Origin of the sequence: Vibrio sp. St2 (assembly GCF_947311885.1) — a bacterium.
GTDB classification, from domain to species: Bacteria; Pseudomonadota; Gammaproteobacteria; order Enterobacterales; family Vibrionaceae; genus Vibrio; species Vibrio coralliilyticus.
This window is the reverse complement of sequence record NZ_CAMZNA010000008.1, coordinates 92,321-117,903: the sequence shown is the minus strand read 5'-3', so window position 1 is coordinate 117,903 and position 25,583 is coordinate 92,321. Positions and strand designations below refer to the sequence as shown.

Genomic DNA, 25,583 nt, shown 5'->3' with positions numbered 1-25,583 from the left:
AGGGATAGACCGATGACTAATTTAACTCGCCGCCAACAAATCGAAGCTCTTGAAAAAGACTGGGTAACTAACCCACGCTGGAAAAATGTAAAGCGTCCATATACAGCAGAAGAAGTCGTAGAACTGCGCGGTTCGATGGTGCCAGCCAACACAATTGCGCAGCGCGGTGCAGACAAACTGTGGTCTTTGGTCAACGGTGATGCTAAGAAAGGCTACGTAAACTGTTTGGGTGCACTGACTGGTGGTCAAGCGGTCCAGCAAGCGAAAGCGGGTATTGAAGCGATTTACTTATCAGGTTGGCAAGTAGCGGCAGATAACAATACTGCATCGACTATGTACCCTGACCAGTCACTTTACCCGGTTGACTCAGTGCCTTCAGTGGTTAAGCGCATTAACAACTCATTCCGTCGTGCGGACCAAATCCAATGGTCTGGCGGTAAATCACCGGCGGATGAAGGCGGTATCGACTACTTCCTACCAATCGTTGCAGACGCAGAAGCTGGCTTTGGTGGTGTACTTAATGCTTACGAACTAATGAAGTCGATGATTGACGCTGGCGCGGCAGGTGTTCACTTTGAAGATCAGCTAGCATCCGTGAAGAAGTGTGGTCACATGGGTGGTAAAGTTCTTGTACCTACTCAAGAAGCGGTTCAAAAGCTGGTTGCAGCTCGTTTGGCAGCTGACGTAGCGGGCACCACAACACTCGTTATTGCTCGTACGGATGCAAACGCAGCAGACCTACTGACTTCCGATTGCGACCCGTACGATAAAGACTTCATTCAAGGTGACCGTACTCAAGAAGGTTTCTACCGTGTACGTGCAGGCATTGACCAAGCAATTGCTCGCGGCCTAGCTTACGCACCATACGCTGACCTTATCTGGTGTGAAACGGCAACACCGTGTCTGGAAGAAGCGCGTAAGTTTGCAGAAGCGATTCACGCTGAATACCCAGATCAGCTGCTTGCGTACAACTGTTCTCCTTCTTTCAACTGGGAGAAAAACTTGGATGCAGAAACCATTGCTAAATTCCAGCAAGAGCTATCTGACATGGGCTACAAGTACCAGTTCATCACACTAGCGGGCATTCACAATATGTGGTTCAACATGTTCGAACTTGCGCATGACTATGCACAAGGTGAAGGTATGCGCCACTACGTTGAGAAAGTACAGCGTCCAGAATTCCAGGCAGCAGAAAAAGGCTACACCTTCGTTGCACACCAGCAAGAAGTGGGTACAGGCTATTTCGACAAGATGACCAACACCATCCAAGGTGGCAACTCATCAGTCACGGCTCTGACTGGCTCAACGGAAGAGGACCAGTTCTAAAGTATCCCTGTCATGATGACCAAGGCTCTCACTTGCTAGCCTTAGGTCATCGATATTCTGTTTAGGCATAAACTTTGACATGCTTTGAGCGACATTAAGTCGCTCTTTTTTTGCCCATCACTCAACTTCTTCAGGTTCGGCTTCTTCTTGCAGTTCTAACAAATTGATGGCGATGGCAACAAAGTCACTGTCAGTGATGATACCGACTAACTGACCCTTTTCGACCACAGGTAGACAGCCAACCTTGTGCTTTTGCATGTAGATGGCGCTTTCTTTCAATCCTGCTTGAGGAGAGACCGTCATGACGCCTGTTTTCATCACTTCATAAAGTGGCGTATTGAGAGTGAAGGACTGGTTTTCTGGGATTTGTTGTAAGCTCGATTCTTGTGCGGCCAACACGTCACGTTGAGAAACCACGCCAAGTAGCTGCTTATTAGCGTCGACGATTGGGACGTGGCGAATATCTAGTGCTTCCATGGTATGTTTCGCGTCGGCAAGTAGGTGTGAACGCAGCAGGGTATGGGGGGTGCGCGTCATCATGTCTTCGACTTTTATCATGGCTGCCTCCTGAGTGATAGAGTTATTGTTTTGTTCTCTTTTAATATAGTAATTTTCCACTCGGGAGTATGAGAGCTGGATAGATTTTTATTCCGATAACCTTGAAAAAAATGTGGCGAATTATGTACAGAATATCCAGCCAATTTTACAGCCTTCCTCCATACACTCGTTAATTCAATATTGATTACAATAATTCACATCTCAATCCTTGCTATTGCGCTTGTGCGGCATATACTAGTCGGCTGCGAAAAACTCGTCGTCTGTTTGTGACAGAATCAGTTCGACTTCCATCACGACGTAAGAATCCACGACAAAAGATTAGTAACATGCAAGTATCAGATTTTCACTTTGATTTACCCGATGAGCTGATAGCTCGTTATCCTCAGCCTGAGCGCACCGCGAGCCGTTTGCTTCAACTTGATGGCAACAGTGGTGAGCTAAGCGATGGCACGTTTACGGATGTACTTGAGCAAGTGCAGCCGGGCGATCTTGTGGTTTTCAATAACACTCGTGTGATTCCTGCGCGTATGTTTGGCCGTAAAGAGTCAGGCGGTAAGCTGGAAGTGTTAGTGGAACGTGTGTTGGATGAAAAAAGCATTCTGGCTCATGTGCGCTGTTCTAAATCGCCTAAACCGGGTTCAACCATCTTTATTGGTGAAAACGACGAGTATTCTGCACAAATGGTTGCCCGCCATGACGCCTTGTTTGAATTGAAATTTAATGCAGAGAAAAACGTGTTGGCGGTTTTGGAAGAGATCGGCCACATGCCGCTTCCACCTTATATTGATCGCCCAGATGAAGATTCAGATAAAGAGCGCTACCAAACGGTTTACAACGAAAAACCAGGTGCAGTGGCTGCGCCGACAGCTGGTCTGCACTTTGATGAAGCGCTGCTTGAGAAAATCAAGGCGAAAGGTGCTGAGTTTGCTTATGTGACTCTTCACGTAGGTGCCGGTACATTCCAACCGGTTAAGGTCGAAAATATCAACGATCACCACATGCACGCAGAGTATGTGGAAGTAGCGCAAGAAGTGGTGGATGCGATTAACGCTGCGAAAGCGCGCAATGGTCGAGTCATTGCAGTGGGTACAACATCGGTACGTTCCCTAGAAAGTGCTGCTCAGGATGCACTGAAGAAAGGCACTGCACTTGCGCCATTCTTTGGTGATACTGAAATCTTTATCTACCCAGGTTACGAATATCAGTTAGTGGATTGTTTAATCACTAACTTCCATCTGCCAGAGTCGACACTGATCATGTTGGTCAGTGCATTTGCAGGTTACGAAAATACGATGAACGCATACAAACACGCGGTAGAAAACAAGTATCGTTTCTTCTCGTATGGTGATTCGATGTTCATCAGGAAAAAAACGGACTAGCTGCCTCTTACGCTAGTCAGCTTTTTTTAAATTGAGTTATTTACGAGTGCTAGCAGTAAGCTAGGACGCAAATCAATAGGTTGATTTGTATCTCGCATGGAAGGCGACCGCTCCCTAATGGGGATAACCCCGAAAATATCGTCAGACTGTTTCTCTGACAATTGGAGGCTTCGTGAAGTTAAAATTTGATCTTAAGAAGAAAGATGGTGTTGCACGTCGTGGTCAACTGACCTTTGAACGTGGCACTGTTCAGACACCTGCTTTTATGCCTGTTGGTACTTACGGTACTGTTAAAGGTATGACGCCTGAAGAAGTTAAAGGCACAGGCGCTGAAATTCTTCTTGGCAACACTTTCCACCTTTGGTTACGCCCAGGTCAGGAAATCATGAAAATGCATGGCGACTTGCACGATTTCATGAACTGGCACGGTCCTATCCTGACAGACTCAGGCGGTTTTCAGGTATTCAGCCTAGGTGACATCCGTAAGATCACTGAAGAGGGTGTACATTTCCGTAACCCTGTAAACGGTGACAAGATTTTCATGGACGCAGAAAAGTCGATGGAAATCCAAAAAGACCTTGGGTCTGACATTGTGATGATCTTCGATGAATGTACGCCATACCCAGCGACACACGCAGAGGCGAAAAAGTCGATGGAAATGTCGCTGCGTTGGGCTCAGCGCTCACGTGATCATTTCGATAAGCTAGAAAATCAGAACAACCTATTTGGTATCGTTCAGGGCGGCGTTTACGAAGACCTGCGTGATGTATCGGTGAAAGGCCTGACGGAAATCGGTTTCGACGGCTACGCTGTCGGTGGTTTGGCGGTTGGCGAACCAAAAGAAGACATGCACCGTATTCTTGAGCACACTTGTCCACAGCTTCCGGAAGACAAACCTCGTTACTTAATGGGTGTTGGCAAACCAGAAGATTTAGTAGAAGGTGTACGTCGTGGTATTGATATGTTTGACTGCGTAATGCCAACGCGTAATGCCCGTAATGGTCACCTATTTGTGACGGGTGGTGTGATCAAGATCCGTAATGCGAAACATAAAACAGATACAACACCATTGGATCCAGAGTGTGACTGTTACACTTGTCAGAATTACTCTAAGTCGTACCTACACCACTTAGATCGCTGTAATGAAATTCTAGGTGCTCGCCTGAATACCATTCACAACTTGCGTTACTACCAACGTGTGATGGAAAGTATCCGTAAGGCGATTGATGAAGATCGCTTTGATGAGTTCGTCAAAGAGTTCTATGAGCGTCGTGGTCGCGAAGTGCCACCACTGGCGAAAGAGCAGTAATTGACTAGATAAAAGAATTAAAGCCTTTGGCATTTCGCCAGAGGCTTTTGCTAATAAAGTAGGCAGACGCAGTGAATTTTTGAGAGAGTGATCTCTAATAGCCACTCTTTCTCTTGAAACTCAAAAGCGTAGGCCCAACTTGGAATATTAATAAAAAATAATAGAGGATTGTTTTAATGATTATTTCTCCAGCTTACGCAGCAGAAAGTGCACCAGCAGGCGGCGGTTTCGAAATGCTAATCATGCTTGGTATGTTCGCGGTAATTTTCTACTTCATGATTTACCGTCCACAAGCTAAACGCGTGAAAGAGCACAAGAGCCTGATGTCTTCTATGGGCAAAGGTGATGAAGTTCTGACTAGCGGTGGCCTAGTGGGTAAAATCACTAAGATTGCAGAAGACAACGACTACATCTCAATCGAGCTAAACACGAATAACGAAGTTGTGATCAAGAAAGATTTCGTTACTGCAGTGCTACCAAAAGGTACGCTGAAGTCTCTATAAAACAGCTAAAGGATCCTCGCTGTGCTTAACCGCTATCCGTTATGGAAGTACTTGATGGTGGTGTTTACCATCGCTATCGCAGCATTGTATGCACTTCCAAATATCTACGGTGAAGATCCGGCAATTCAAGTTACAGGGGCGCGTGGCGCCTCTGTAGATATGTCAACGCTGGATTCTGTCACTGAAGCTCTTGATGAAAAGGGCTTATCTCATAAATCCATTGCTCTCGAAAATGGATCCATTCTTGTACGCTTCAACGATACCGACACTCAAATCAGTGCTCGTGATGTCATCAATGAAGCTCTAGGTAAAGACAATATTGTTGCTCTTAACCTAGCTCCTGCAACTCCAGACTGGTTAGAAGCGATTGGCGCAGCGCCAATGAAGCTAGGCCTTGACCTGCGTGGTGGTGTTCACTTCCTGATGGAAGTAGATATGGACGCAGCGATGGAGAAACTGGTCAGCCAGCAAGAAGAAGCTTTCCGTAGTGAACTGCGTGAAGAAAAGATTCGCTACCGTGCGATTCGCCCTTCAGGCAAAGAGGCGGTTGAAGTCTTGCTGCGCAATGAAGAGCAGCTTGCTGATGCCAAACGCTTACTGCAGCAAAACCATCCTGATATGACCTTTGTGGACTCAGACTCTGATGGTCGTTTCACTCTGACTGCCACTTTTACTGAGCAACGTCTGACCGAAATTCGTAACTACGCTGTTGAGCAGAACATTACTATTTTGCGTAACCGTGTAAACGAACTGGGTGTTGCTGAACCACTTGTACAGCGTCAGGGCGCAAGCCGCATTGTTGTTGAACTACCAGGTGTTCAGGATACCGCTCGTGCGAAGGAAATTCTGGGTGCGACGGCAACGCTTGAATTCCGCGAAGTCGACGACAAAGCAGACCTCGCTGCTGCAGCCAGTGGCCGAGCGCCAGCGGGCAGTGAAATCAAACAAGACCGTGATGGTCGTCCGGTTGTGCTTAAGAAACGTGTTATCCTAGGTGGTTCTAGCATCACTGACGCGAGCTCAAGCGTGGATGAGTATGGCCGCCCGCAAGTTAACATCTCGCTAGATAGCGAAGGTGGTAACAAGATGTCAGCGTTCTCTAAGAAGAACATTGGCAAGCTGATGGCAACCGTGTTTGCAGAATACAAAGACAGTGGACGTAAGACGCCAGATGGTCGCGTTATCCTGACTAAGCATGAAGAAGTGATCAACCAAGCAACGATTCAATCAGCGCTTGGCCGTAACTTCCGCATCACAGGTATCGACTCGGCGGCTGAAGCGCACAACCTAGCGCTACTGCTTCGTGCAGGTGCTCTGATTGCGCCGATTTCTATCGTTGAAGAACGTACGATTGGTCCATCTATGGGTCAACAGAACATCGACATGGGTATCATGGCATGTATCTGGGGGATGGCGGCAGTTATGCTATTCACGCTGCTTTACTACCGTAAGTTTGGTCTGATTGCCAATACTGCGCTGATGGTAAACCTCGTACTGATTATTGGTGTGATGTCGATGATTCCGGGAGCAACGATGACATTGCCTGGTATTGCCGGTATTGTTCTTACAGTCGGTATGGCGGTCGATGCTAACGTCTTGATTTTCGAACGGATACGTGAAGAGTTACGTGACGGAAGAAACCCTCAGCAGGCGATCCATCAAGGCTATGCGAATGCATTCAGTACCATTGCCGATGCCAACATCACCACTTTGATTACCGCAATAATCCTGTTTGCTGTAGGTACAGGCGCAATCAAAGGCTTCGCGGTGACACTGTCTATCGGCATCTTAACGTCTATGTTTACTGCCATCATTGGTACACGTTGTATCGTGAACCTGATGTACGGTGGTAAGCGCATCAACAAACTGTCGATCTAAGGCTAGGAATTATTATGTTTCAGATTCTAAAAGCAGACAAATTGATCGACTTTATGCGTTGGTCGAAATTCGCCTTCGTGCTGTCGATCCTGATGATTGGCGCGTCGATTTTTACTCTTTCTACTAAGTGGTTGAACTGGGGCCTAGACTTCACTGGCGGTACGCTGATTGAAGTTGGCTTTGAGCAGCCTGCTGATTTGGAAGAGATTCGTACTGCGCTGGAAGCAAAAGGTTTTGGTGACGCAACGGTTCAAAACTTTGGTAGTGCTCGTGATGTGATGGTTCGTTTGCGCCCTCGTGATGGTGTCGCAGGTGAGACTTTGGGTAACCAAATTCTTTCTGCCATCAAGGAAGGCACTGGTGAAAGCGTTGAAATGCGCCGTATCGAGTTTGTAGGGCCAAACGTAGGTGATGAGCTAACAGAAGCAGGTGGTCTGGCGATCATCGTTTCTCTTATCTGTATCCTGATTTACGTTTCGGTGCGATTCGAATGGCGTTTAGCGGCTGGTGCGGTACTTGCTCTGGCACACGACGTTATCATTACGCTTGGCGTGTTTTCCTTGATGCAAATCGAGGTTGACCTGACAATCGTTGCAGCCTTGCTGACGGTAGTGGGGTACTCGCTCAACGATACCATTGTTGTATTTGACCGTATTCGTGAAAACTTCCGCAAGATGCGTAAAGGCGAACCGGCTGAAATCATGAACAGCTCAATCACACAAACATTGAGCCGTACCTTGATTACATCCGGTACTACCTTATTCGTAGTCATTGCTCTGTTCACGCAAGGCGGCGCTATGATTCATGGCTTCGCCACTGCACTTCTACTGGGTATCACTGTAGGTACATACTCTTCAATCTATGTGGCTTCGGCACTGGCATTGAAACTGGGTATTACTAAAGAGCATCTGATGCCGCCTCAAGTTGAGAAAGAAGGCGCAGAGTTTGACGAAATGCCATAAGGCAAAACGTGTTGTATGAAAAAGGCCGCTGACTTGTCAGCGGCCTTTTGTTTTTATCTGCGTAATTAACCACAGTCTGAGTTAATCGTATTTCATTAACAGCGCCTGATTGACGCTAGGCAAAAGCATGTTTTCTTTAGTGACGAAAATGGTCTCGGTAGCGATGTTTTTGGAATACTCTTGGCCCAGAAAGGCTTGGTATACGGTATAGACACTTTTGTAGCCCATTTCGAAAGGTTGCTGGATGATAAGCCCATAAATAGAACCGTCTTCGAGTGCATTCACCAGAGAGTCATTGGAGTCGAAGCCGATGTGGATGAGTCCCTCTGGGGCAGAGACGGTGTCCAGAGCCATAAGTACACCTAACGTGGTGGATTCATTAGGTGTAAATATGCCGTCCAATTCAGCAATCTGACTTTGAAGAATTCGCTCCGCATTTTTACGAGCTTCTCCAATTTTAGTATCAAGATAATCATCGACAGCCACGACGAGCCCAGATGAAGTTGCGCCATCGACAAAGCCCTTTTCACGAGCATCGGTAGAAATCACGCCTTTCTTCATTCTGAGTAACGCGACCCTTCCTTTGTTACCTAGCTTTTTAGCCATTTCTTTTCCCGCGAGGACGCCTGCTTGATAATTGTTAGTGGCAATCACGCTGACCACATCCGGAGAGCCAGTATCTCGGTCAAAGTAGACTGTGGGTACACCCGCTTCTTTCAAGCGGGCGACATCATAGGCTCTATCTCTGGTATTCGGTGCTAAGACTAAGCCAATACAGGCATTCTCCATGACTTGATCGATGATGAAGCGTTGAGCACTGACATCGGATTCATCGTGGGGACCACGAAAGTAAATTTTAAGGCCTAGTTCTTGACCTGCTTTTTCACTTCCTGCTTTGACTGACTTCCAGAAATCATGCACGGAGCCTGCTGGGACCACGCCAATGCAATCCTGAGCAACCGAAAAAGAGCTATATAAGAGGGCAAGCAAGTACATCAATCTTCGTGTCATGGTGTTTCTCCTTCTACCCATCTGGCACTCAAGAGTTGATGCGATAGGGGTTAATATTAACCCTAGTTGATGTGCGCTAAGATCATCAAGAAGTCCAATCGACAAGACATTATTGTTGGACTTGATATGATGGAGAAAACATTAAAAAGGGAAGCAAGCTATGCCACATTTACGTTTTCGTGCTGTCGAGCCGCAAACGGTTCAAACCTTATCAAAATCTCTGATTGATGAGCTGCAGCCGCACATGGATTGCCCTCGTGAAGATTTCACATTCGAGTACATCTACACTACGTTTTATCATGAAGGTGAGGTGAGTCAGTCATATCCGTTTGTTGAGGTATTGTGGTTTTATCGTGGACAGCAAACTCAGGACGCTGTCGCAGAGATTATTACTCAGCAAGTGCGTGGGATGATTGGTGAAGATGTGGATGTCGCGGTGATTTTTACCGCTCTGGATGCTAAAGCTTACTACGACAACGGTGAGCATTACTAAACAGAAACGTTAGGAGATAGTACATGGGATTGGCAATCAAAGGATGGTTGAAGCAAGCTGGATTCATTGTACTTCTCCTTTTCACATCTTCGCTTCAAGCCAGCCCTTGGGAGAGGATTCAATCACCTTCGACGCAATCTCCTCAAGCGATTGGTAGCTATGCCAACGGTTGTCTCACAGGCGCGGCGGCACTGCCTCTTCAAGGGGAAGGCTATCAAGTATTACGCAGCCAGCGACAACGTTACTATGCTCACCCGCAGGCTGTTAGTTTTGTTCAGCGTTTAGCCGCTCTGGCTGCGCAGCACCTTAACACTCGTATTCTGATTGGTGATATCTCATTGCCTCAGGGGGGGCGCTTCTCTTCTGGGCATTCGAGCCATCAGACCGGCTTGGATATCGATATTTGGCTCAAGCTGGCTGATGACAAGCTTTCTTCTAAGCAGCTTAGTAAGCCTGAACCAATGAGCGTGGTCAACCTCCAGCAGTATCAGTTAGTCAAACGAAACTGGGACCAGCGCCATTTCGAATTGATCAAAATGGCGGCGAGTGATGAGGAAGTTGCACGCATCTTTGTTCACCCTGTCATCAAAGAAAAACTGTGCGCACAGGAAGTATCGGCTGAGCGGGATTGGTTAAGAAAAGTAAGACCGTGGTGGGGGCACCATTATCATATGCACGTCAGGCTAAAATGCCCTGAAGGGAACATCACCTGTAAACCACAGGCTGCACCGCCGAAAGGCGATGGATGTGGCGCTGAGTTGGCTAGTTGGAAACCACAGCCTAAACCTGCCGCTCCAAAAGTCGCAGTAAGTAAACCGAAGAAGAAAAAAATGAAAGTGATGCCGATGGAATGTCAGCAACTGCTGGAAAGTATTTGATCAGGGTTACTCAATAGAATAAAAATGCCGCTCAATGGAGCGGCATTTTCTGTTTAGGCTAACCCTTGGATGATGACGAACTTTTCTAACAACTCTTCTTCAGTCTCGACATGATTTGGGTCAGTGATGATGCACTTGGTGATCGGGCACACCGACTGACAGGTCGGCTTCTCATAGTGGCCTTTACACTCAGTGCAAAGATCGGGGTCGATCTCAAAGATAGTATCACCCATGGTAATCGCGCCGTTTGGGCACTCTGGGTCACACATATCACAGTTAATGCACTTATCCGTGATTAACAACGCCATGGTTATTTACCTGTTGGGTTACGGGTATCCTGACCATTATTAAGATTGCGCATTAACAGACCGTATTCTAAGTCCATGTCCTGAGGTACAGGAATGAAAACAAAGTGGCCGTTTCCTTTTGCGTCATCAACGGGTTGTGATTTACGGTTTTCCATCGCTTCTAGAGTAAAGACAACGTTGCCTTTTGGTGTCATAAGCTCAAGACTGTCACCAATAACGAATTTGTTCTTTACTTCAACTTCAGCTAAATCACCACGGCGCTTACCCGTGAACTCACCAACAAATTGCTGAGCATCAGATACGGAATAACCATAGTCGTAATTTTGGTAAGTATCGTGCGTATGACGACGTAAGAAACCCTCTGTATAACCACGGTGAGCTAGGCTCTCAAGTGTGGTCATCAGGCTTTCATCGAATGGCTTGCCCGCGACAGCATCGTCGATCGCTTTACGATAAACCTGAGCGGTACGTGCACAGTAGTAGAATGACTTAGTACGACCTTCAATCTTGAGTGAGTGGACACCCATTTTAGTCAGACGCTCAACGTGCTGAATGGCACGCAGGTCTTTTGAGTTCATGATGTAAGTGCCGTGCTCATCTTCGAACGCCGCCATTTTTTCTTCTGGGCGGTGGCTTTCAGAAAGCAGTACCACTTCGTCGGTTGGTTTACCTAGACCAAGTGTTGCCTCAGGGCGTTCATCTTGCACTTCAACGGCTTGTGCTTCGTTAGGGTCGAAGGCTTCAACGATATCGCCAGAGTCGTTCTCTTTGCCTTTTTCTACGTTGTATTCCCAACGACATGCATTGGTACATGTACCTTGGTTAGGGTCACGCTTGTTGATGTATCCAGATAGGAGACAACGACCAGAGTAAGCCATACATAGAGCACCGTGAACGAACACTTCAAGTTCGGTTTCAGGACAGTGCTCGCGAATTTCTTCAATCTCTTCCAGAGAAAGCTCACGAGAAACAATCACACGTTCAACGCCATTGGCTGCCCAGAACTTAACCGTTGCCCAGTTGACGGCGTTGGCTTGAACTGACAGGTGAATTGGCATCTCTGGGAATGCTTCACGAACCATCATAATCAGACCCGGATCCGACATGATGAGCGCATCAGGACCCATTTCAACCACAGGCTTAAGGTCACGGATGAAGGTCTTTAACTTGGAGTTGTGTGGCTGGATGTTACATACCACGTAAAGCTTTTTGCCTTGGGCGTGCGCTTCGTCGATACCAATTTTTAGGTTTTCGTGGTTGAACTCGTTGTTACGTACGCGAAGGCTGTAACGAGGCTGGCCTGCGTATACCGCGTCTGCACCATAGGCAAAGGCGTAACGCATATTTTTCAGGCTACCCGCTGGTGACAGTAGCTCAGGTACGAATGCTTTCTCAGTAGTCATGTGTAATTCTCTTAGTCTGATCTCAAGTCAGGTCCATTCCACCTTATGGAATTGGGGCGCAAATTTTACGCCAAAACGTGACCTGTGACTAGAAAAAAGTCCATAACTTAGGTGAGGAGATTACAGATAGGCGCTCGAACATGCCGAGCACCTAGAGAGGAGGTTAAGCGTTAGGGTGAGGCAAGCCGCCTAAACACTCGTATAAGTTTGGCAGGAAGGCGCTTAACTCGCCGCACATGAGTGAGAAGTCAGCGTCAAATCGTGCAGCCTGATCTTCACGAGGAATATCATCATTTTGATCTTTCAGTTCATCAGAGAATTTAAGGCGCTTGATGCTGCCATCTTCTGCCAGAATGAACTCAATACGCTCTTGCCACCAAAGAGCCAGTTTAGTTACTACCTTATCGGCATCGATGTGACTGCGAATTTCGTCTGCCGTCAGTTCTTGTTTCTTACAGCGGATCACACCGCCTTCTTCGAGAACCGACTTAAGCTCAGCTTCGTCCAACATTTGCATTCCAACTGGAGTTTCGCCCGTTTTCACCCATTCAGTTAATGTGGTTTCAACGGCTTTCTCTGGAATGGCTGGCACGACAGGTAGGCTACCCATGGTCTTACGCAGAAGGGCGAGCACATCTTCCGCTTTCTTATAGCTGCTGGCATCTACCAGAATAAAGCCTTCTTTAGGCAGAATAAGAACAAAGGTATGGTTGCTGCGGCTGAATGCGCGCGGTAGCAAATCCATGACAATGTCATCTTTGAGATTATCTTTCTCTTTTTTCTTCAGAGGTCGGCCTTCTTGTGCTTCCATCGCCTCAACTTTTGCATTGAGTGATTCTTTGATCACAGACGCTGGCAGCATTTTCTCTTCTTTCTTAGCGCAGATCAGAATGCGGTTTTCAGACACGTGAGTCATCGTGTCGCCATGTTTACCCATTGCAGTAACCCAGCCAAACTTTTGCTTGTCCTGACTGCCACACGGCGTAAAACGAAACTCTTCAAGCTGCTTTTCCAGCTCGTCTGCTTTGAACTCAATATCTCGGTTAAAACGGTAAACCAGACAGTTTTTAAACCACATACACTTTCTCTATACCTGAAGTTTGGCCGCTCATCATAAAGACTTTTATCCTGCTTGTCCTAATGCAAGCGCGCAATAGTGGGATGAAAGTTATATGAAAATTTGTTTTCAAAGGTCACAAAAGTGTCATAATTGATGGTAATAATGCCTATCGTTGCAAAGGGTAAATACCCGATTAAATTCAACTAACTCAAAGGTTATTCAATTATGTCTAGAAGGATTCTGGTTGTTGAAGACGAAGCACCAATTCGTGAAATGCTTTGCTTTGTTCTTGAGCAAAAAGGTTACCAAGCGGTCGAAGCTGAAGACTACGATAGTGCGGTGACTAAGCTAGCTGAACCCTTCCCAGATCTAGTATTGCTAGACTGGATGCTACCTGGTGGCAGCGGCATCAACTTCATCAAACACATGAAACGTGAAGAGCTGACGCGCAACATTCCAGTTGTGATGTTAACAGCACGTGGTGAAGAAGAAGACAAGGTTCGTGGTCTGGAAGTCGGCGCAGATGACTACATTACTAAGCCATTCTCGCCAAAAGAGCTGGTGGCGCGTCTTAAAGCGGTGATTCGCCGTGTAACGCCAACGGCACTTGAAGATGTGATTGATGTGCAGGGCTTAAAACTGGATCCTGTTTCGCACCGCGTAACGGCGAACGATCAGCCTTTGGATATGGGTCCAACTGAGTTCAAGATGCTGCACTTCTTTATGACGCACCAAGAACGTGTTTACAGCCGAGAGCAACTGCTGAACAACGTATGGGGAACCAACGTGTATGTTGAAGACCGTACTGTTGATGTGCACATTCGTCGTCTGCGTAAGGCGTTAGAAGCGGCAGGCCATGACAAGTTGATTCAGACGGTACGTGGTGCAGGCTACCGTTTCTCAACCAAGGCATAATTTAAATTTACCATCTGGAGAGGTAAGTGGTAGAGCGGTTAACTTGGAAAAAGCTAGCCTGGGAGCTGGCTTTTTTTTACACCCCTTGGGTGATTGTCGGATGGATTTTCGGTCATATGCCGTGGTTGCTTCTAGCGGCCACGGTTTTGCAGCTTGTATGGCATCTGCATAATCAGATGCGCCTGTCGGCGTGGTTGTGGGATGAAAAGCGCCTGACACCACCATCGGGAAGCGGTAACTGGGAGTCGTTATTTAACGGTATCTACCGCTTGCAGCAGCGCCAGCGCAAAAAGCGCAAAGAGCTGACCAATCTGATTCGCCGATTCCGCAATGGTGCTGAATCCTTACCGGATGCGGTTGTTGTGTTCCGTAGTGAAGGCAACATTGTTTGGTGCAACAAGCTCGCCCAACACTTACTCGGCTTCCGTTGGCCGGACGATTCAGGTCAGCCAATTTCCAACCTTATCCGCACGCCAGATTTCATCAAGTATCTTAATAAACAAGATTTCTCTGAGCCGCTTGAAATGCGTTCGCCACTTAATGTCGAGCGTATGCTTGAGCTGCGTATTGTACCGTACACCGAAGGTGAGCACCTGATGGTGGTACGTGATGTGTCTCAGCTTAAGCAGTTGGAAGGCATGCGTCGTAACTTCTTTGCCAATGTCTCTCATGAGCTGCGTACGCCAATGACGGTGCTGCAAGGTTATCTTGAAATGACCGAAGACCCAGATATGGTCGTCGGCCCGATGTGGACCAAAGCCCATGGCGTAATGACTGAGCAGCTCAATCGTATGAACAGCTTGGTTAATCAACTGCTCACATTATCTAAGATTGAAGCGGCACCAATGCATGAGTTGGAAGATGTTGTGAATGTCCCAGCAATGCTAGATGTGTTGGAGAAAGAGGCGGCGAGCCTGAGTGGCGATCAGCAGCATAAGCTGAATTTTGATATTGATAACAGTCTGCGTGTACTTGGTGATGAAGACCAACTACGTAGTGCCATTTCAAACTTGGTTTATAACGCGGTGAAATACACACCAGCAGGAGCGGATGTTCGGGTGCGTTGGTATCAGACTGCGCAAGGTGCATGTTTAGAAGTGGAAGATGGTGGTGAAGGCATTGAACCTCAACACTTACACCGACTCACTGAGCGTTTCTATCGAGTGGATAAAGCACGATCTAGGGATACCGGTGGCAGTGGTCTTGGTCTGGCGATCGTGAAACACGCTTTGACGCATCACGACTCGCATCTAGAAATACAGTCCGAAGTGGGTGTCGGCAGCAAATTCTCATTCGTGTTACCACCGCGTTTGGTGGTGAATTAATGAAGTTAGCGCTCACTACTCTTATTGTTTCTGCCAGCTTTTCTTTTGGTGTCCAAGCGGCTTCGACGAGCCTATCTGAATATCAAAAAGTGCCCGGTATTACTGGGAGTTTAACCAGTGTTGGTTCTGACACATTAGCCGGCATGACAACCTTGTGGGTAGAAGAGTTTAAGCAACTTTACCCGAGCGTGAATGGTCAGGTGCAAGCCTCTGGTTCTTCAACGGCTCCGCCAGCGTTAACCGAAGGGACTGCTCAATTCGGGCCAATGAGCCGACCGATGCGAAATCGGGAAATTGAAGCCTTTGAGCGTGAACACGGCTACAAGCCAACAGAACTCAGAATTGCCATTGATGCGATTGGAATCTTCGTTCACCGAGACAACCCGCTGAAAGGGCTCAACTTTACACAGCTAGACAATATTTTTTCTGCAACGCTGCGTTGTGGCGGGACTCAGTCTATTTCTACTTGGGCTGAGTTAGGGCTCGATTATCATTGGGCTAAACGCAGTATGCAGTTGTTCGGTCGTAACTCGGTCTCTGGTACTTACGGATACTTTAAGAATAATGCGCTGTGTGGCGGAGACTTTAAAAGTAATGTCAATGAGCAGCCAGGCTCAGCGTCCGTTGTTCAGTCTGTTGCTTCTGCGATCAATACCATTGGTTACTCTGGGGTAGGGTATCAGGTCTCTGGAGTGAAACTGCTTCCCATTGCCAAGCAGGGTGAGGATTACATTGAGGCGAGTCAGGAAAATATTCTGACAGGTAAGTACCCACTATCACGCTATCTCTATGTCTACGTAAACAAGAACCCGTTTAAACCGCTACCGCCGATTGAGCGAGAATTCATTCGCTTTATGTATTCACAGCAAGGGCAAAAACTGGTCGAAAAAGATGGCTATGTGCCGATCTCCGCAGAGATTGCACGCAGTGAGCTGGCAAAAGTAGGCATTGTCGATTAAGCGTCTGATTTGATGCTCACCGCTGTAGGCGTATCCAACTTACTTTGTTAAGCAACCCGATAACACTACCAACGGCTATCGAGCACTTCAGACTATACAACTAAAAATTCAGCGCCCAACCCGCGTTGTTCCAGTATTCTTGTTCAGTCATCAAATCAGCATGCAGGAGTTTGTTGTGCTCTAGCCACTCGTCATCCTCTGAACCCAATGTCCATGTATCGCCGTCTATGCTCAACATCAGTTTTGGCAAAGCGTCTTCGTTACGTTGACCGTTGAGTAAGATCGCGAGGCGCAAGATACGAATCACACCAATGATGTGTTTTTTCTTGAATAACGTGAACTCTTCCATTTCATGTAGTTTAAGTGCCTTACGCTGAAAACGGACTAGCATGGCCAACACTGTTTGTTGTTCACGGTTAAATCCAGGCATGTAGGTGTGACGAAGAATATAAGCGGAATGGCGATGGAAGGCTTGTAAACTGATGCTGAGGCCAACTTCATGAAGCAGGGCGCTCCAGTCGAGCAAATCAAACAGCTCTGAGCTCTTTTTGATGCCTAGATCCTGATGCACCTGTTGCAGGAAAGATTGCGCCTGATGTTTAATTCTTGCCGCATGGTCAAGGTCAACCAAATGCTTGCTGGCTAGGTTTTCCGTGGTTCTCATCCGAATATCTGAGCGTTTAAAGCCATCTTCCATTTCGAACAGCAAACCTTCACGCAACGCACCTTCTGAAAAGTGCATTTCGTCTATTTTGAGGTCTTTAAAGATCGCCATCAGAATGGCCACGCCGGCAGCAAAAACAGGCTTTCTGTCTGGTGTTAGCCCACTTAGATCAATATCCTCAATCGTGGGCCAATCACACAGCTTCTCGACTAACTTGTCGAGACGCTTAGCGGTGATGATGCCATCGTCGTAGCCCATGCCAATCAAGACTTCTCGAATTGCTTTAATCGTACCCGACGAGCCAAACGCAATCTCCCACCCTTTCTTACAGTAGCGATGAGCAATGGATTCTAATCTTTGCTCGGCTGCGAGTATTGCTTTAGCAAAATTTTTGCGCGAGAGCTTGCCGTTAGCAAAGTAAAGCTTGGTATAACTGACGCAACCCATTTGTTTACTGTTGATCAGCTCCGGGTCAAACCCCTTGCCAATGATCATCTCAGTACTGCCGCCACCAATATCAACCACGAGTTTTGAGTCTGATTCTGGCTGGGTATGCGCCACTCCGAGATAGATTAAACGTGCTTCTTCGACGCCGGGGATGATTTCAATAGGGAATGGCAGCACTTCTCTCGCACGTTGGAGGAAAATATGGGCATTGTTGGCTTGACGAAGAGTATGTGTAGCCGCAATGCGTACATTGCATTCCTCGAAGCCTTGTAGGCGTTCTGCAAACATAGCAAGGCATTCAAGGCCTCGTTCAATCGAAGCATTATCTAGATTTTTTTGAGCATCTAAGCCAGCAGCGAGGCGAACTCGCTGCTTATGTCGGCTGACCAGTTGCAGATCTTGGTCTACGACACGAGCCACCACCATGTGGAAGCTGTTAGAGCCAAGGTCAATTGCGGCAACATCACGAATTTCCGGAGATTGAGTCATCAGTAAGGGACTGTTCTTTACGTTTCTTTGTTTGTTTTTCTACATTTTTAAGATAGTCATAAATAGCAATCTGCGAGCGAACTTTCTTACGGTTACCTCTTGGAACATAGGTATTGCTCATTTCTTTGTCTATCCAGCGGGCCTTTACTGTATCGGTAAAGTGGATGTTAATGATATCAATAATTCGCTGTTTAAGACGTTGGTCACGTACTGGAGCAGCAACTTCGATGCGGTAGTCGATATTGCGTGTCATCCAGTCAGCGGAGGAAATGTAAACCTGTGGATCTCCATCATTGTGCGTGATGATGACTCGCGGATGTTCAAGAAAACGATCAACGATGCTGATGATCTTGATGTTTTCACTCACCCCTTCGACCCCAGGGACCAGTGAACACATGCCACGGATGATCATCTTGATTTCTACCCCAGAAGCGCTGGCACCGTAGAGCTTATTGACCAGACCTTTGTCGACCAGATTATTCACTTTCAGTGTAATGGCGGCCTTTTTGCCAGCTTTAGCATTGGCGATTTCACCGTCGATCAGACGGTAGAGTTGTTTGCGTGAGTTACGCGGTGAAACTATCAGGTGTTCAAACCTTACTGGACGGTATGGATTTTCGATATAACCGAAGACATTGCGTACTTCATTAGTGATTTCTGGGTCAGCAGTCAGTAACGAGAAATCGGTATAAATACGGGCCGTTTTTTCATGAAAATTACCAGTTCCGATATGGGCATAGCGGATGATTTCATCGTTTTCTCGTCGGCTAATGAGTAGGAGTTTGGAGTGGATTTTCAGACCCGGAGCACCAAAAATGACTTGCACGCCAGCTTCAGTCAGGACTTTTGACCATTCGATATTGGCTTCTTCGTCGAATCGAGCTTGCAGTTCTACAACGACCGTTACCTGCTTGCCATTGTGTACTGCATCGATCAACGAGTTCATCAGACGAGAGTCTTTGGCGACACGGTAAATATTGATCTTAACGCTGAGCACTTTAGGATCGAATGAAGCTTGACGGACTAACTCAGAAATGTGCTCAAAGCTGTGGTATGGGTAGTAAAGCAGGATGTCCTGATTTTTGATCGCATCAAATTTGTTGGCATAGCCGTCGAAATCGGCGCACTTCATCGGTGGCAATGGCTTGTTTTCCAAATACTCGCGTCCGACATTGGGAAAGCCGATGAAGTCTTTGAAATTGTGGTAACGCCCACCGGGAATCAAACTATCGTAGTTGGATATTTGCAGTTTGTGGCACAGAAACTCCAGCATTTCTTCCGGCATGTCACGTTCGTAAACGAAGCGGACCGGCATTGCTGTCAGACGCTGACTGACCCCTTCTGACATCTGCTCAAGTAGGCTATGTTCCACCTCATGGCTAAGGTCATATTCCGCGTCGCGAGTCATTTTCATCGCGTAACCGTTTAGCTCGTCATAATCAAAAAAGCCGCTAAACAGTTCATCAAGGCAGTAACGAATTATATTGTCGAGTAAGATAATGGTTTTGCGCCGTTTTCCTTTCTGCTCGGGAACCATCACAAAGCGGGGCAGGTGATCGGTCGGGATCTCGATCAACGCATACTGATTTTGCTCTTCTTTACGCAGCTCAACCGCGATGTAAGCGTACTCATCTTTAAGAAACTGCAGGACATCAATATCGTCTCGCATCAGAAGAGGGGTGATATGTGGGAGAACCTGATTGCGGAAATACTTTTTGACCCACTTTTCTTGCGACTCGTTGAGCTGAGTTTCATTGACGAGAAAGATACGTCGGCGCGCCATGTCGCGGATCAGCTCAGCGTACAACTCATCGAAGCGTTCGTTGAGTTTGAGAGCCTTGGTCTGCATTTTAGTCAGCAAGTGTTTGGAATTGTCGTTACCACCACGTTCCTGATTAATTAGGATTCGACGTTTCACATCGGCAAATCGGACTTTATAGAATTCATCTAAATTATTGGAAAATATACCTAAAAAACGAATTCTTTCGATGAGAGGCACCGTTTTATCTGCGGCTTCTTGGAGGACACGTTCATTGAAAGACAACCAACTCAATTCTTTTTCAATGTAAAGCTTTTCTGCACTCATAACCTGACCTTTACTGACGAGCCTAACCAAATTTAGGTGGTAAAAATGGAACTGGCTTAGAAATTAAGGGGTTTGTATGACACTTTTATTGCATGATCTTATTGCATTATTTTCAGTTGTTTATTGCGATCTGTAATATAATTGTCACCTAATCGAAATATTATACCCATGGGCAAATGCAGGTAAGTGAGAGAAATGACCAAAGCCGAATTTTCATTGCGAGAACGTGATCGAAAGCGACTAATCAAAGATCGTTTAGTTCGGCTAGCGGTATCGACAGGTGGTGTCGGTGTTTTGGCTGCGCTGGTTTTGATCTTCGTTTATCTGGCAATGATGGTCCTGCCTCTTTTCTCTGACGCAAAATTCACTCCAAATGTTGCTATCCAGTCGATTACCACTAAAGCGCCAATGGCAGCTGGAATAGATGATTATGGTGAGCATGCCTATGTGGTATCTAAGGCCGGTTATATTGACTTCTGGTCCCTGACGAGCTGGTCACAACAGCCCAGTTTATCGGTTGAACTAGGCGCTCAGTATTCACTGTACAGCTCGGGCAACCCAGCACAGGGTTGGTTGGGTGCGGCAACGGCTAACGGGCAAGTGTTGTTATATCGGCCTGAGATGACCAGCCTTCTGCAGGGTGAGCAGCGTATATTTTCTCCCGAAGTTGATAACTTTTCTTTAGATTTTGATTTGCAGACAGAGTCAGGCTCAGCTCTAAGGTCGTTTGCTTTTGCTGTGGATAACAATGTCACCCTAGCTGGTTATTACCAAGATAACCGTGTTCGAATTCGTTGGCGTGATGCTAATCAGCAGATTCAGAATTTCGAGTTTCCTAAGCCATTTGTTGACCTCGACCAGTTGCTTCTCACGCCTGATGGCAACACGCTTTACCTAAGAACCGGCTCTGAAGTCGTGATTGCCAAAAAAGGTATTGAAAGCTTCGTAGTACGTGAAGTGGTCGATTTGAGTCAGGGCGAGAGCAAACACGCGGTGACGGATATTAAGCTGTTGTCTGGCGCATATTCTTTGTTGGTCAGTCATCAGGATGGGTTAGTCTCTCAATGGTTTGATGTGTTGAGTGACGGGCAAAGACATCTCACTCAGATTCGTGATTTTAAACTGGCGTCGCAGCTGCAATTCTTGCTGCCTGATACGTACCGCAAGGGTTTTTACAGCTTTTACATCAATGGCACGGTGCAGAGCCATTACACCACCAGCGAAAAACTGGTGATTTTTAAACGAGCTTACGATAAAGCGCCGCAATTGGCGGCAATGTCTAACAATGAAAAGCACCTGCTAACCCTGTCCGACTCACAGCTCAATGTGGCTTACGTTGATAATCCATTCCCGGAAATCTCTTTATCTTCGCTGTGGCAGAAAGTCTGGTATGAAAGTTATCCCGAGCCGGAATTTGTTTGGCAAACCACATCGGCGAACGATGAGTTCGAAGCCAAATTCAGCCTTGTGCCCATCGCATTTGGTACGTTAAAAGCGGCGGCATTTGCCATGATGTTTGCTGTGCCGATTGCTGTATTAGGCGCAATTTACACGGCTTATTTTATGACACCATCCATGCGCCGCGTCGTGAAACCTTCGATTGAACTGATGGAAGCGCTGCCTACCGTGATCATTGGTTTCTTAGCCGGGCTATGGTTCGCACCGATTGTAGAGAGCCATCTGGCGGCTGTGGTGTCGTTGATGTTGTTCTTACCCATTTCAACCGTTGCCATTGGGGCGATTTGGCACAAGCTACCACGTAACTGGAGCAGTCGATTCCCCAATGGTTTGCATGCGTTGATTCTGATGCCTGCGATGGTGTTGTTTACTGTCGTGATTTTGGGCCAGAGTGGCAATATCGAACAGTGGTTATTTAATGGCGATGTCCGTGCGTATCTTGCCGAGCAGGGAATTGGTTTTGACCAGCGTAACGCGCTGGTGGTGGGTTTTGCGATGGGCTTTGCCGTCATCCCTACCATTTTCACCATCGCAGAAGATGCGATTTTCTCGGTGCCAAAACATCTATCAGATGGCTCTTTGGCGTTAGGTGCTACGCCTTGGCAAACCCTGATTCATGTCGTGCTACTCACCGCAAGCCCAGGTATCTTTTCTGCCATCATGATGGGGCTGGGGCGTGCCGTCGGCGAGACCATGATTGTGCTGATGGCTACAGGTAATACGCCAATCATGGATTGGAATATTCTAGAAGGTATGCGCACCCTGTCTGCCACTATCGCAGTTGAAATGCCTGAGTCTGAAGTGGGCAGCTCTCACTATCGTATTCTGTTTTTGGCAGCGCTGATTTTGCTGGTGTTTACTTTCGCGGTTAACTCGCTCGCGGAATGGGTTCGTCAAAGGTTAAGGGATAAATATCGTGCGCTGTAATCGAAGTTATCCGAGGGGCATTGATCGTGTTTAAGTGGCTAAAGTCCGGTTCACCTTGGGTCTGGCTAACAGGCGGAGCAGTCAGCATTAGTTTGCTGTCAGTGCTTGGTTTGCTGCTGCTTATCGGTTGGAAAGGTTTGTCCTATTTCTGGCCTGCTCCCCTTTATCAGTGGAAAACTGAACAGGGTGACGTCTTGATTGGTCAGCTTTATGCTGAAGAATATGTGCCGATCAGCCACTTACGCGAAATGGACATTGCGCTCACTCCCGAAGTCGAGGAGAAAGGCTTAGTTCAGCGACTGAGTATTAAGATTGCCAATCGGGATATTTACCCTGCTGACTTTGTTTCTATTCTGGAAGTCGACTTACTTGAACGTTCAAAGCCTGAAGGTTGGGCGGTGATTGAACGGACCCGAGGTGGGGACTTTTACGGTCAACCGAAAGGATATTTTACTGCTGATGGCAAGGTAAGCGAGCAGGCTAAAACCGATGTTAAAAGCGCGCTGGTATTTGCCGATAAGCAACGTACTAAAATTGATCGCTTGGTAGAGAAGCAGATCAAAGTGATCAGTGCTCAGGCTGACAAGTTGCGTTTAGAGAAGAAAAGACGTGAACTGAATGGCCGCTTAGATGCTGAATTCATCAAACGTTACGACGCTCAATCGAGCATGTTTAGCCAGCAGCTCGCGGAAATGGAATCACAGCTGGATGCACTGAGGTTAGAATTGGCTCAGCAGGGCCTGATTGTCGAAGATATGAAGGGCAATCAGTACCGAATCCCACTTAGTCGGATCCTGGATGTCTGGTATCCAAACCAAATGACGGTAGTTGAAAAAGTGGCTCAGTGGGCACATCAGGCATGGAAATTCTTATCCGATGATCCTAGAGAATCGAATTCTGAAGGTGGCGTTTTTCCGGCCATGTTCGGTACGGTTCTGCTGGTGTTGATCATGTCGATTATCGTTATGCCACTGGGTGTGATTGCTGCGATTTATCTCCACGAATACGCGAAAAATAATGCTTTTACTCGCTTGATTCGTGTCGCAGTTATAAACCTCGCCGGTGTCCCCTCAATTGTTTATGGTGTATTTGGACTCGGTTTTTTTGTTTATACATTAGGCGGTTCAATCGATTCCCTGTTTTATGCTGAGAAGTTGCCAACGCCGACATTTGGTACGCCGGGTCTCCTTTGGTCAGCGTTAACATTGGCGGTACTGACGCTCCCTGTTGTGATCGTGGCTACCGAAGAAGGTTTGACCCGCATCCCGAGTTCCGTCCGTCATGGTTCTTTGGCGCTCGGTGCAACTCAGTTTGAGACGATGTGGCGAATTGTATTACCAATGGCAAGTCCTGCGATCATTACTGGACTGATTCTGGCCGTTGCCCGTGCTGCAGGCGAGGTAGCGCCCTTGATGCTGGTGGGGGCGGTAAAATTGGCGTCTAGCTTGCCAGTTGATAGCCAATTCCCATTTTTGCATCTGGATAGAAAATTCATGCATTTAGGTTTCCACATCTATGATGTTGGTTTCCAAACCACTAATATTGAAAGTGCAAGGCCGTTGGTTTACGCGACGTCGTTCTTGCTGGTGAGTGTCATCGTCGGACTGAACCTGACGGCGATCAGTATTCGCAATAACCTACGCGAGAAATATCGAACTCTGGGGCAAGATTAAGAGATGTTTTCAGTCAATCAGACATTGGGCTATCAGGCACCATTAGACGTGAACAACCTGAGTGATGAACAGACGGCGATTGCAATCGAAGATCTGAATCTGTTCTACCAGAATACTCAGGCACTGAGCGATATCTCCATGCGCATTCCTAAAGGTCAGGTGACGGCGTTTATCGGGCCTTCAGGGTGTGGTAAGTCGACGCTCCTACGTTGCATCAACCGAATGAATGATCTGGTTGAAGGGTGCCGCGTGGAAGGGAAAGTGAAACTGCATAGCAAAAATATTTATCACCCACAGGTTGATGTGGCGACACTACGCCGCCGTGTTGGAATGGTGTTTCAGCGCCCGAACCCATTTCCAAAATCGATATATGAAAATGTGGTGTATGGCTTACGCTTGCAGGGTATTCGCAACAGTCGAGTTCTCGATGACGCTGTTGAGCGCTCTCTGCGTGCTGCGGCGTTATGGGAAGAGGTGAAAGACAGGCTGCATGAAAATGCGTTTGGTTTGTCTGGTGGTCAGCAGCAGCGTTTGGTGATTGCCCGTGCAATTGCGATTGAACCTGAAGTATTACTTCTTGATGAACCGACCTCTGCGCTGGACCCAATTTCCACTCTGACGATAGAAGAACTGATCAATGATCTTAAAACCAAATATACTGTAGTTATTGTTACTCATAACATGCAGCAGGCTGCACGGGTCAGCGATCACACGGCGTTTATCCATATGGGTAAGTTGATCGAGTACTCAGATACAGATTCAATTTTCACTTCACCATTGAAAAAGCAAACGGAAGACTACATCACAGGTAGATACGGTTAATAAGGGAGATACAGATATTTCATGAACTTTGGACGTCACATATCAGGACAGTTTAATGTCGAATTAGAATCCATCCGAACCCACGTTCTGACGATGGGAGGGCTGGTTGAGCAGCAGTTATCTTTTGCTATGCAGGCACTGCACAAAGAGGACATTGAGCTAGCGCGTAAAGTCGTGCGTGACGATCACAAAGTGAATGCGATGGAAGTCTCTATCGATGAAGCCTGCACACGAATTATTGCCAAACGTCAGCCAACGGCCAAAGACCTACGCTTGATCATGGCTATCATCAAAACCATCACCGATCTTGAACGTATTGGGGACGTGGCAACCAAAATGGCGTATGTAGCGATTGAAAGTCCGTCATCCCAAGAGCAAATGTTCCAGGTGTCCCTTGAACCACTTTGCCGTCAAGCGATAGGCATGCTGCATCAGGTTTTAGATGCATTTGCGCGTATGGATGTCGATTCTGCCGCGGAAGTGTATAAGCTGGATGATAAAATTGATGCGGAGTATGAAGCCGTTATCCGCCAGTTGATGACCTATATGATGGAAGATCCGAAGAACATTCCCCATATTCTACAGGTTATGTGGTCTGCACGCGCGATTGAGCGAGTAGGGGACCGCTGTCAAAACATCTGCGAATACATCATCTACTTTGTTAAAGGCAAAGATGTTCGCCACTTGGGTGAACAAAGTATTGATGATGCGCTGCGCTAAACACGCAGCGACATACTGTATCTTCTAATG

22 protein-coding genes are annotated in these 25,583 nt (G+C 47.0%); 15 read left to right on the top strand and 7 right to left on the bottom strand.

Annotation, left to right across the window (positions count from 1 at the left end; translation table 11 throughout):
- The first annotated feature begins 12 nt into the window (after nt 1–12).
- Nucleotides 13–1,326 (top strand): isocitrate lyase, encoded by a 1,314-nt coding sequence (gene aceA / locus QMA41_RS19965; protein WP_281630423.1) that lies wholly within the window; start codon nt 13–15, stop codon nt 1,324–1,326.
- 117 nt (nt 1,327–1,443) lie between these two features.
- Here aceA and QMA41_RS19960 read toward each other — a convergent pair whose 3' ends face one another.
- Complete coding sequence (locus QMA41_RS19960; RefSeq protein ID WP_006959761.1) at nt 1,444–1,884, bottom strand: CBS domain-containing protein; 441 nt, start codon at nt 1,882–1,884, stop codon at nt 1,444–1,446.
- Nucleotides 1,885–2,210: 326 nt separating this feature from the next.
- On the opposite strand from QMA41_RS19960, the gene queA reads away from it, so the two are divergent.
- The 5 genes from queA to secF all read left to right on the top strand — a co-directional run bounded on the left by queA (nt 2,211) and on the right by secF (nt 7,915).
- Nucleotides 2,211–3,263 (top strand): tRNA preQ1(34) S-adenosylmethionine ribosyltransferase-isomerase QueA, encoded by a 1,053-nt coding sequence (gene queA, locus QMA41_RS19955; RefSeq protein ID WP_281630422.1) that lies wholly within the window; start codon nt 2,211–2,213, stop codon nt 3,261–3,263.
- Between the two features lie 172 nt (nt 3,264–3,435).
- Nucleotides 3,436–4,572: a tRNA guanosine(34) transglycosylase Tgt gene (tgt, locus tag QMA41_RS19950; RefSeq protein ID WP_019274130.1), complete on the top strand. Its 1,137-nt coding sequence runs from the start codon at nt 3,436–3,438 to the stop codon at nt 4,570–4,572.
- A gap of 176 nt (nt 4,573–4,748) precedes the next feature.
- On the top strand, nt 4,749–5,075 hold the full coding sequence (yajC, locus tag QMA41_RS19945; protein WP_006959758.1) for a preprotein translocase subunit YajC: 327 nt from the start codon (nt 4,749–4,751) through the stop codon (nt 5,073–5,075).
- Between the two features lie 21 nt (nt 5,076–5,096).
- Nucleotides 5,097–6,953 (top strand): protein translocase subunit SecD, encoded by a 1,857-nt coding sequence (gene secD, locus QMA41_RS19940; RefSeq protein WP_080568951.1) that lies wholly within the window; start codon nt 5,097–5,099, stop codon nt 6,951–6,953.
- A gap of 14 nt (nt 6,954–6,967) precedes the next feature.
- Nucleotides 6,968–7,915: a protein translocase subunit SecF gene (gene secF, locus QMA41_RS19935; RefSeq protein ID WP_006959756.1), complete on the top strand. Its 948-nt coding sequence runs from the start codon at nt 6,968–6,970 to the stop codon at nt 7,913–7,915.
- An 81-nt stretch (nt 7,916–7,996) separates the two neighbouring features.
- Here secF and QMA41_RS19930 read toward each other — a convergent pair whose 3' ends face one another.
- The gene (locus tag QMA41_RS19930) at nt 7,997–8,926 is read right to left on the bottom strand and encodes a substrate-binding domain-containing protein (protein ID WP_281630421.1); all 930 of its coding nucleotides are present in this window, start codon (nt 8,924–8,926) and stop codon (nt 7,997–7,999) included.
- A gap of 160 nt (nt 8,927–9,086) precedes the next feature.
- Here QMA41_RS19930 and QMA41_RS19925 point away from each other — a divergent pair, with 160 nt between their 5' ends.
- Together QMA41_RS19925 and mepA are read left to right on the top strand one after the other, a co-directional pair.
- Nucleotides 9,087–9,419, top strand: a complete 333-nt coding sequence (locus QMA41_RS19925; RefSeq protein WP_095664616.1) for a DUF1904 domain-containing protein — start codon at nt 9,087–9,089, stop codon at nt 9,417–9,419.
- Between the two features lie 23 nt (nt 9,420–9,442).
- The gene (gene mepA, locus QMA41_RS19920; RefSeq protein WP_281630420.1) at nt 9,443–10,297 is read left to right on the top strand and encodes a penicillin-insensitive murein endopeptidase; all 855 of its coding nucleotides are present in this window, start codon (nt 9,443–9,445) and stop codon (nt 10,295–10,297) included.
- A 53-nt stretch (nt 10,298–10,350) separates the two neighbouring features.
- Here mepA and QMA41_RS19915 read toward each other — a convergent pair whose 3' ends face one another.
- The 3 genes from QMA41_RS19915 to rdgC form a co-directional block, all read right to left on the bottom strand.
- Nucleotides 10,351–10,605, bottom strand: a complete 255-nt coding sequence (locus QMA41_RS19915) for a YfhL family 4Fe-4S dicluster ferredoxin (protein ID WP_006959752.1) — start codon at nt 10,603–10,605, stop codon at nt 10,351–10,353.
- A 2-nt stretch (nt 10,606–10,607) separates the two neighbouring features.
- On the bottom strand, nt 10,608–12,008 hold the full coding sequence (gene yegQ / locus QMA41_RS19910) for a tRNA 5-hydroxyuridine modification protein YegQ (protein WP_006959751.1): 1,401 nt from the start codon (nt 12,006–12,008) through the stop codon (nt 10,608–10,610).
- A gap of 163 nt (nt 12,009–12,171) precedes the next feature.
- Nucleotides 12,172–13,086 (bottom strand): recombination-associated protein RdgC, encoded by a 915-nt coding sequence (gene rdgC / locus QMA41_RS19905; protein WP_281630419.1) that lies wholly within the window; start codon nt 13,084–13,086, stop codon nt 12,172–12,174.
- 207 nt (nt 13,087–13,293) lie between these two features.
- Between rdgC and phoB the strand changes: the two genes are divergently transcribed.
- Genes phoB through QMA41_RS19890 form a run of 3 tightly spaced genes read left to right on the top strand, consistent with a single transcriptional unit; the run spans nt 13,294 to nt 16,267 of the window.
- The gene (phoB, locus tag QMA41_RS19900; protein ID WP_006959748.1) at nt 13,294–13,983 is read left to right on the top strand and encodes a phosphate regulon transcriptional regulator PhoB; all 690 of its coding nucleotides are present in this window, start codon (nt 13,294–13,296) and stop codon (nt 13,981–13,983) included.
- A gap of 26 nt (nt 13,984–14,009) precedes the next feature.
- Complete coding sequence (gene phoR, locus QMA41_RS19895; protein ID WP_006959747.1) at nt 14,010–15,308, top strand: phosphate regulon sensor histidine kinase PhoR; 1,299 nt, start codon at nt 14,010–14,012, stop codon at nt 15,306–15,308.
- Entirely contained in the window at nt 15,308–16,267 is a 960-nt protein-coding gene (locus QMA41_RS19890; protein ID WP_019274135.1) for a phosphate ABC transporter substrate-binding protein, read from the top strand. Before phoR ends, QMA41_RS19890 begins: the two co-directional genes overlap by 1 nt.
- A 100-nt stretch (nt 16,268–16,367) precedes the next feature.
- Here the strand turns inward: QMA41_RS19890 and ppx are convergent, their stop codons facing one another.
- Nucleotides 16,368–17,867 carry an exopolyphosphatase gene (gene ppx, locus QMA41_RS19885; RefSeq protein WP_281630418.1) on the bottom strand — a complete coding sequence of 500 codons (1,500 nt, stop codon included), beginning with the start codon at nt 17,865–17,867 and terminating at the stop codon, nt 16,368–16,370.
- The gene (gene ppk1, locus QMA41_RS19880) at nt 17,842–19,953 is read right to left on the bottom strand and encodes a polyphosphate kinase 1 (protein WP_095572558.1); all 2,112 of its coding nucleotides are present in this window, start codon (nt 19,951–19,953) and stop codon (nt 17,842–17,844) included. The genes ppx and ppk1 overlap by 26 nt, the downstream gene beginning before the upstream one ends.
- Before the next feature lie 195 nt (nt 19,954–20,148).
- Between ppk1 and QMA41_RS19875 the strand changes: the two genes are divergently transcribed.
- The 4 genes from QMA41_RS19875 to phoU are packed head-to-tail and all read left to right on the top strand — an operon-like array spanning nt 20,149 to nt 25,553.
- On the top strand, nt 20,149–22,338 hold the full coding sequence (locus tag QMA41_RS19875; protein WP_281630417.1) for an ABC transporter permease subunit: 2,190 nt from the start codon (nt 20,149–20,151) through the stop codon (nt 22,336–22,338).
- A gap of 26 nt (nt 22,339–22,364) precedes the next feature.
- Entirely contained in the window at nt 22,365–24,011 is a 1,647-nt protein-coding gene (gene pstA / locus QMA41_RS19870; RefSeq protein ID WP_038513253.1) for a phosphate ABC transporter permease PstA, read from the top strand.
- A 3-nt stretch (nt 24,012–24,014) separates the two neighbouring features.
- Nucleotides 24,015–24,833 (top strand): phosphate ABC transporter ATP-binding protein PstB, encoded by an 819-nt coding sequence (pstB, locus tag QMA41_RS19865; RefSeq protein ID WP_006959735.1) that lies wholly within the window; start codon nt 24,015–24,017, stop codon nt 24,831–24,833.
- 21 nt (nt 24,834–24,854) lie between these two features.
- Nucleotides 24,855–25,553, top strand: a complete 699-nt coding sequence (gene phoU / locus QMA41_RS19860; protein ID WP_019274141.1) for a phosphate signaling complex protein PhoU — start codon at nt 24,855–24,857, stop codon at nt 25,551–25,553.
- Nucleotides 25,554–25,583: the final 30 nt, after the last annotated feature.

Coding starts and splice junctions, on each gene's coding strand:
- aceA (WP_281630423.1), top strand. CDS start 13: ATGACTAATTTAACTCGCCGCCAACAAATCGAAGCTCTTGAAAAAGAC.
- QMA41_RS19960 (WP_006959761.1), bottom strand. CDS start 1,884: ATGATAAAAGTCGAAGACATGATGACGCGCACCCCCCATACCCTGCTG.
- queA (WP_281630422.1), top strand. CDS start 2,211: ATGCAAGTATCAGATTTTCACTTTGATTTACCCGATGAGCTGATAGCT.
- yajC (WP_006959758.1), top strand. CDS start 4,749: ATGATTATTTCTCCAGCTTACGCAGCAGAAAGTGCACCAGCAGGCGGC.
- secF (WP_006959756.1), top strand. CDS start 6,968: ATGTTTCAGATTCTAAAAGCAGACAAATTGATCGACTTTATGCGTTGG.
- QMA41_RS19930 (WP_281630421.1), bottom strand. CDS start 8,926: ATGACACGAAGATTGATGTACTTGCTTGCCCTCTTATATAGCTCTTTT.
- QMA41_RS19925 (WP_095664616.1), top strand. CDS start 9,087: ATGCCACATTTACGTTTTCGTGCTGTCGAGCCGCAAACGGTTCAAACC.
- mepA (WP_281630420.1), top strand. CDS start 9,443: ATGGGATTGGCAATCAAAGGATGGTTGAAGCAAGCTGGATTCATTGTA.
- QMA41_RS19915 (WP_006959752.1), bottom strand. CDS start 10,605: ATGGCGTTGTTAATCACGGATAAGTGCATTAACTGTGATATGTGTGAC.
- yegQ (WP_006959751.1), bottom strand. CDS start 12,008: ATGACTACTGAGAAAGCATTCGTACCTGAGCTACTGTCACCAGCGGGT.
- rdgC (WP_281630419.1), bottom strand. CDS start 13,086: ATGTGGTTTAAAAACTGTCTGGTTTACCGTTTTAACCGAGATATTGAG.
- phoB (WP_006959748.1), top strand. CDS start 13,294: ATGTCTAGAAGGATTCTGGTTGTTGAAGACGAAGCACCAATTCGTGAA.
- QMA41_RS19890 (WP_019274135.1), top strand. CDS start 15,308: ATGAAGTTAGCGCTCACTACTCTTATTGTTTCTGCCAGCTTTTCTTTT.
- ppx (WP_281630418.1), bottom strand. CDS start 17,867: ATGACTCAATCTCCGGAAATTCGTGATGTTGCCGCAATTGACCTTGGC.
- ppk1 (WP_095572558.1), bottom strand. CDS start 19,953: ATGAGTGCAGAAAAGCTTTACATTGAAAAAGAATTGAGTTGGTTGTCT.
- QMA41_RS19875 (WP_281630417.1), top strand. CDS start 20,149: ATGACCAAAGCCGAATTTTCATTGCGAGAACGTGATCGAAAGCGACTA.
- pstB (WP_006959735.1), top strand. CDS start 24,015: ATGTTTTCAGTCAATCAGACATTGGGCTATCAGGCACCATTAGACGTG.
- phoU (WP_019274141.1), top strand. CDS start 24,855: ATGAACTTTGGACGTCACATATCAGGACAGTTTAATGTCGAATTAGAA.